The following is a 6,661-nucleotide window of genomic DNA, read 5'->3' on the forward strand; positions in this document are numbered from 1 at the left end:
GAATGGCATGAAAAATCGAAAAAAAACTCGGCTAGTAAGGATTGGAACAATTGCCATTGGGGGTGAAAATCCGATAGCGATCCAGTCGATGACCAATACCGACACCAGAAACAGTGTCGCTACGGTTGCGCAAATTAATGCCCTTGAATCGGCCGGCTGTGAGATAGTCCGAGTTGCCGTTCCCGATCAAGCGGCCGCCAATGCCATTGCCGATATTAAAAAGAAGATCAATATTCCGCTGGTGGCGGATATTCATTTTGATTATCAGCTGGCGCTGACGGCCATCGCAAATGGGGTCGATAAGCTGCGCATCAATCCGGGCAATATTGGTTCCGAAAAAGGCATCCGGGAAATTGTTGCGATGGCCAACGAACGCGGCATCCCGATTCGAATCGGGGTGAATGCCGGTTCCCTGGAAAAAGAAATTTTAGCCAAGTATGATGGCCAAGCCACCCCAGCTGGGATGGTCGAATCAGCGCAGCGACATATCCGGATTCTCGAAGATGCTGGTTTTAATGAGATCGTGGTTTCGATGAAGGCTTCGGATGTCCGGTTTACGATTGAGTCATATGAAAGGTTGGCTGACCTGTATGATTATCCGCTGCATCTGGGAATCACCGAGGCTGGAATCCTACGAAGCTCGGCGGTTAAATCAGCGATGGGGATTGGCTATCTATTGCTTAATGGGTTGGGGGATACCTTGCGGGTATCGATTACCGGAGATCCGCTCGAAGAAATCGATGTAGCCCGTGATATTCTCCGCGGCATCGGTTTATACACCGGCCGACGACCTCGAGTGGAAGTCATCTCATGTCCCACCTGCGGACGCACCGAAATTGATTTAATCGGCATTGCTCAGGAGATTGACCGGCAATTACGACACGTTGAAAAAGACCTTCGGGTGGCCGTGATGGGCTGTATTGTCAATGGTCCCGGCGAAGGCAAGGCCGCTGACATTGGCATTGCCGGCGGGAAAAATAAGGCGGTGTTGTTTAAAAAGGGTGAAATTATCAAGAGCATAACCGAGGCTGAAATCATCTCGGTGTTATTAGAAGAAATAGAAAAAATGTGAGGCGAGATCTTTGAGTATTTTAACCCGACGACAAGAACGATTTAAGAAAATAATAGCGGATTATCATCTGATTACCGAAAGTATAAAAATCAATTCCAGTAAAGGGGAATTGATTTTTAAATTTTCCAGCCCTAAAAAGCAAGCCGATACTGAATTTATTAAAACCGAAATGCAGGAAATTTTCGATTATGCCAAAGCCCTGCAGATTGAAGTTGCCCCGCTCAAATATCAAGATGGCGCGCATCTGCTGGCCACCGATGGTAAAGGGGTCAGTCAGTTACTGGTGGGGATCAATCAGAAGATAACCAATATCCTGCTGATTAATACCCTGATTGCCGAAGGCAACACCTTTTACGTCAGAGGCCGATCGACCGGGGAAATCGATGGCGAAGCGCTGGCAATTTTTTCCAGCCGTTTCAAGCGACTAATCGCAGACCATTATGGTCTGGAAGCTGAATTGGTGGTGCGTTTCACCGATGAGGATTCGGTGGCTGAAAAAAGCCAGCAGGATCTGGAAAAAAGGTTAGCGGCTATCAAACCAGTTACTAACAGTGCCAGCTCAAGTGGTTCAACCAATGGATCCGGTCAGACCAAGCTTCCCAAGGCTGAAAAACCTGGCGATGTGGTCACCGGAAAAAAAATAACACATACCTGGGAATGGCTCAAAAATGTCGATTTTAATATTAATGGCGAATCCGAAGGAAAAAGTCTGGTCATTAAGGGCTGGGTTTTTGGGGTCAATACCCGGCCGCTAAAGAATAATAAGACCCTGCTGACCTTTAATATTACCGATAACACCAACAGCATTACCTGTAAAATCTTTACCGACAAGGAAGAAGTCATTGCCGGCATTAAAGAAGGCAACTGGTATCTGGTCGAAGGCAAGATCAATTATGACGAGTATTCCCAGGAAATGATGTTTTATCCCCGCAATATCAACCTTTCCCAAGAAACCATAAAAACCGATGATGCCCCGGTCAAACGGGTCGAGCTTCATCTCCATAGTCAGTTCAGCGCTATGGATGCGGTCAGTAAGGTTGAGCAGATTATGAAGCAGGCGGCCAACTTTGGCCATGATATCATTGGCATCACCGACCACGGGGTTTTGCAGGCCTATCCGGAAATGATGGAACTGGGCCGCCAGAAAAAAATCAAGGTCCTCTATGGGGTCGAGGGCTATCTGGTGGAAGACCAGCTTAACATGGTTTACGGCGATCAGGATCAGGACTTCTGTGGCGAATTTACTTTTTTTGATTTAGAAACCACTGGTCTGGTCGCAGGGAATCACAAGATCATTGAAATTGCTGCGGTACGGATTAAAAACAAGCAAATCGTTGACAGCTTTTCGACGTTAGTGAATCCCCATTGTGAAATACCGGCATTTATTACTAAGCTGACCAATATTACCAATCAAATGGTGGCTGATGGAATGGATGAGCGGGAGGCGCTGGCGAAATTTCTGGAATTTTCCGGCGAGACGATTCTGGTTGCCCACAATGCTGCTTTTGATATGAGCTTTTTAAATAAAGCCTTAGCCGACCACGGCATTTACCGCGAAAATACGGCCGTCGATACGCTGGCCATGTCCCGCTGTCTGCTAACCCAGATCAACCGCCATAACCTGAAAAAACTATGCTCGCATTTTAAAATCGCGATTCAAAATCATCACCGGGCCTTAGATGATGCGGCTGCCTCGGCCAAGGTGTTTGTCAAGCTTTTGGATCTGGCTGAGAAAAAAGGCTGCACCACGATCCAGACCCTTAATACCCTGTCTAGTCGAGAACGGAGTATCCGCCTGAATGCCACCAACCATATTATTATTTATGCCAAAAACCAGGCCGGAATTAAGGATTTGTATCGGATCGTATCTGAAGCGCATCTTAATTATTTTTATAAAAAACCGCGGATTCCCAAATCGCTGCTGGCCGAAAACCGCGAAAATCTGCTACTGGGTTCGGCCTGTGAAGCGGGCGAATTGTTCACTGCAATGGTTCATAATAAGTCTCAGGATGAGATCCAGCAAATCGCCAGCTTTTATGACTATCTGGAAATCCAACCGCTGGGAAATAACCAATACCTGATTGATAATAATAGTCTGCCGGATCAGGAAGCTTTAAAAAAAATCAATCAGCGGATTATTGAGCTCGGCAAAAGCTTGAATAAGCCGGTGGTGGCGACTGGCGATGTTCATTTTGTCAATCAGGAAGATGCCCTTTACCGGGAAATATTAATGACGGGTCAAGGTTTTAAGGATGCTGGCAAACAGCCACCGCTTTATTATCGGACCACCCAGGAAATGCTCGATGAATTTGATTACCTGGATGAGGAAACCGCCCGCCAAGTGGTGATTGACAATCCCCGTAAAATCGGTGCAATGATCGAAGCAGTACTACCGATTCCCGACGGCACCTATCCACCGGTGATTGAAGGCTCCGACGAAGAGATCCGCGAAATGGTGGCAGATCGGGCTAGGGAGCTCTTTGGTCAGCCGCTGCCGGAACTCGTTGAAAAGCGGATTAAAAAAGAATTGGACTCGATCATTGGAAACGGCTACTCAGTACTCTATTTGATTGCCCAGAAACTGGTTTATCATTCGATGGAAGACGGCTATCTGGTCGGGTCGCGGGGCTCGGTGGGTTCTTCCTTTGTGGCCACCCTCTGTGGAATCACCGAGGTTAATCCGCTGGCACCCCACTACCGTTGCCCCAGCTGTAAGCATTCCGAATTTTTCAACAGCACCGAGGTCGGGGTCGGGCCGGATTTAAAAGATGCCAATTGCCCGCACTGCGGTGCCAAGCTTGATAAAGACGGTTTTGACATCCCCTTTGAAACCTTTTTAGGCTTCGAAGGCGATAAAGAGCCCGATATTGACCTTAATTTTTCCGGCGAAAACCAGGCTGAAGCGCATCGCTATACCGAGGTACTCTTTGGTAAGGGTAAGGTTTTCCGGGCTGGAACTATTTCGACGATAGCCGAAAAAACCGCCTTTGGCTTTGTCAAAAACTACTATGACGAAAAAGAAATTAAAGCGACCAAGGCCGAACTGGAGCGGGTGATTTCCTGCTGTGCCGGCGTCAAAAAAACCACTGGTCAGCATCCCGGTGGAATTATGGTGGTACCAACCGATAAGGATATTTATGATTTTTGTCCGGTTCAGCGGCCCGCCGATGATACCGAAAGCGATACCGTCACCACCCATTTTGCCTATGAGTCGATCAGTGGCCGGCTGCTAAAACTTGATATTCTGGGTCATGATGATCCGACGATGCTTAAAATGCTCAAGGATTTTACCGATGTCGATCCGGTCGGAATTCCCCTCGACGATGAAAAAACGATGAGTTTATTCACCTCTACCAAAGCCCTGGAATTTAAAGACAATGATTTTGAATCGCCATTGGGGGTTTGTGGGATTCCTGAATTTGGCACCAGCTTTGTTCGGGAAATGTTGCTCGATACCAAGCCGACGGCGTTTTCTGACCTGATTCGGATTTCCGGTCTGTCTCATGGTACCGATGTGTGGTTAAATAACGCCCAGGATTTGATCCGCGAGAAAAAGGCCACCATCAAAGAAGCGATCTGTACCCGTGATGATATCATGATCTATCTGATCTATGCCGGCTTAGAAGCCAAAACCGCCTTTAACATTATGGAAGCGGTTCGTAAAGGAAAGGGACTTAAGTCCGAATGGGAAGAAGATATGCGCAAGAACAAGGTACCGGAATGGTATATTGATTCCTGTAAAAAAATCAAGTACATGTTTCCCAAGGCTCATGCAGCCGCCTATGTGACGATGGCCTTTCGGATTGCCTGGTACAAGGTTTATTACCCGCTGGCTTATTATGCCACCTACTTTTCGGTTCGCGCCAGCGAGTTTGACGCCCAGCTGATCAGTCAGGGAAAAGGAGTGGTAGTGCAGCGGATGAACCAGATTAAAGAATTGGGCACCAAGGCCTCCAACAAAGAAAAGTCACTATTAACGGTGTTGGAGATTGCTCATGAAATGATCTGCCGCGGTTATAGTTTTAAAAATGTCGATGTCTATCAGTCCCATTTCAGCCAGTTTCGAATCATTGGCGATGCGCTGCTGCCGCCACTGAACGCCCTCGAGGGGATTGGTGATAAGGCCGCCCAGCGCATCTTTGAAGAAGGCCAGCTGCGCCCCTATATGTCACGCGAAGATTTGCAAAACCGCACCAAGATCAGCAAGTCTGTGATTGAAACACTGGAAAAACAGGGTTGTTTAAATCAGTTGCCAGCTTCTAATCAGATTGCCTTTTTTTAAGCAATTTAATAAAAAAAATTAAGAAAAAATACCTCGTAAGGAATATACGAGGTATTTTTTTGACGCGATGAATAAAAAAAAATCCTGAATGCCAGTCAAAAAGATTAAATAGTATCGATTATTAACAAGATATTACCATTGGTAACAAGAATTTTGATTTTATTCCGGGTCGAATTTCTATATACTGTACAAAAGTAGTCGATTACAATAAGAAAAGGGGAAGCATACTATGAAAATGGATACATCAAAAATGCTGGAATTCAAACCAACAAGTTCAGAACAGCTCTATCTCATGTACACGCAGTTAAAGGAGATTCGCGTCGGGGTGACCAGTCTTCAGGAAGAGCTGGACAAGATATTCTTAAGAAACCGCGTGGTTGAAGTCGTTGAGCGGGAATATGATTTCGGAAAAGTCAATGAAGTCCTGGAAATATTTGGCGGCTATGTCAATCGCAGTTTCGGTATTCGGGTTGAAAAAAACGGCAAGGTCGAAGAATACTTTGTCCGCAAATACAAAACCGGGATCCAGGCAAAAGAAATCGAATTTGAGCATTCGCTGATTACCTTTGCCAAAGAAAATGGATTAGATATCGCCGCAGGGATTATCCCAGCTGCTGACGGTCGCGGATATATCAAGGTTGAGAACCCTATCGTCGGCGATGAAGAAGAAAATATCGAATATTATGCCGTTTATGACTATTTAAGGGGTGAAGACAAGTATACCTGGTTGACACCATATTGTACGGACAAAGAGTTTGCCAGTATGGCCGAAGTGATGGCGACCTTCCACAATGCCGCTAGAGACTTTGATCCGATGGGACTGGAGCGGGTTGAGCTTAAAATACTCGATTTTGTCGAGACTCTGCCACAAATCTTTACAGATTATGCTGGAGCAGACTACGATAACATTTATCATGAGTTTTTCAATAAAAAACTGGCTGCTGTTATTGACGTGATCAAGAAAAATAAAATTCCCGAAGCCCTTGCACAAAAAATGCCATATAATCCAACCCACAATGACTATCATCCTGGTAATGTGAAATTCCTCGATGAACAGGTCGTTGGGATTTTCGATTTCGACTGGTCAAAAATTGAGTTAACCCGGATTTCGAGTAAAAGCATAGAAATTAAGCAATTTCAGCCAAATCAGTGCTCACAAACCGCATAAAACGGTAAAAATAATCCAAAATCACAAATGTAGTGACCGAAAATAGAATTAAATTCATTTATCATGAGTTTTTCAATAAAAAACTGGCTGCTGTTATTGACGTGATCAAGAAAAATAAAATTCCCGAAGCCCTTGCACA

3 protein-coding genes are annotated in these 6,661 nt (G+C 45.6%); all 3 read left to right on the forward strand.

Features of this window, described 5'->3' with window-relative positions:
• Positions 1-7 precede the first annotated feature (7 nt).
• The 3 genes from ispG (at position 8) to QZ998_RS14290 (ending at position 6,522) form a co-directional block, all read left to right on the forward strand.
• Positions 8-1,072: a flavodoxin-dependent (E)-4-hydroxy-3-methylbut-2-enyl-diphosphate synthase gene (ispG, locus tag QZ998_RS14280; protein ID WP_296561514.1), complete on the forward strand. Its 1,065-nt coding sequence runs from the start codon at positions 8-10 to the stop codon at positions 1,070-1,072.
• Between the two features lie 10 nt (positions 1,073-1,082).
• Positions 1,083-5,354: a PolC-type DNA polymerase III gene (locus tag QZ998_RS14285; RefSeq protein WP_296561515.1), complete on the forward strand. Its 4,272-nt coding sequence runs from the start codon at positions 1,083-1,085 to the stop codon at positions 5,352-5,354.
• Positions 5,355-5,583: 229 nt separating this feature from the next.
• Positions 5,584-6,522, forward strand: a complete 939-nt coding sequence (locus QZ998_RS14290; protein ID WP_296561516.1) for a phosphotransferase — start codon at positions 5,584-5,586, stop codon at positions 6,520-6,522.
• Positions 6,523-6,661: the final 139 nt, after the last annotated feature.

Source organism: uncultured Acetobacterium sp. (genome assembly GCF_927416815.1).
Lineage (GTDB): Bacteria > Bacillota > Clostridia > Eubacteriales > Eubacteriaceae > Acetobacterium.